Source organism: Rhizobium sp. P32RR-XVIII, from assembly GCF_012641395.1.
Taxonomy (GTDB): Bacteria; Pseudomonadota; Alphaproteobacteria; order Rhizobiales; family Rhizobiaceae; genus Rhizobium.
This window is the reverse complement of the sequence record NZ_JABAIH010000091.1, coordinates 1-538: the sequence shown is the minus strand read 5'-3', so window position 1 is coordinate 538 and position 538 is coordinate 1. Positions and strand designations below refer to the sequence as shown.

Here is a 538-nt window from a genome sequence, read left to right as displayed (position 1 = left end):
GCGCCCCTGTGCCCGCCTCGACCGATACGATGCAGCTGACCGCGCTCGCAGAACGAACGCTTATGATCGTACGATGGGCAAAGACGAGCCGCCGCGCCGTCGAGTTCAGCCTGCAGCGTCTGAAAAGTGCACGCAACGCCGAAATCTCGGTCGCTATCAATAATGTAAGGCCGGAACGACACGCCCAATACAGCTTTCGTGACTCAGAATTATTCGCGAAATCATTGATGAAATACCACCCAGTCTGTGGTCATTCGGCAAGGCATTCCAACTGCTAGGCGTGCGACTGCGTTGGTCGGCGCACCGCGCCTGTCCCTCGCGACATCAGCTTCTCAAAAAAGTTAATACCGGGGTCGGAGGGAAATCATGGATACCGCAGTAAAAAAGAACGGAAAAGTTGCGCTGATTACGGGTGTAACAGGTCAGGATGGTGCGTATTTGGCCGAAATGCTCCTGGAGAAGGACTATATTGTCCACGGCATCAAGCGGCGCTCATCGTCCTTCAACACCAGTCGTATTGAGCATCTCTACGAGGATC

Annotated in this window: 1 protein-coding gene and 1 pseudogene; both read left to right on the top strand. The window is 54.3% G+C overall.

From position 1 onward, the window contains the following. A pseudogene (locus HGP14_RS35190) lies at positions 1 to 278 on the top strand (CpsD/CapB family tyrosine-protein kinase); the annotation flags it as partial. Between the two features lie 88 nt (positions 279 to 366). Continuing rightward, positions 367 to 538 (top strand): GDP-mannose 4,6-dehydratase (locus HGP14_RS35185; protein WP_168834385.1); only part of this gene is annotated, 172 nt, incomplete at its 3' end.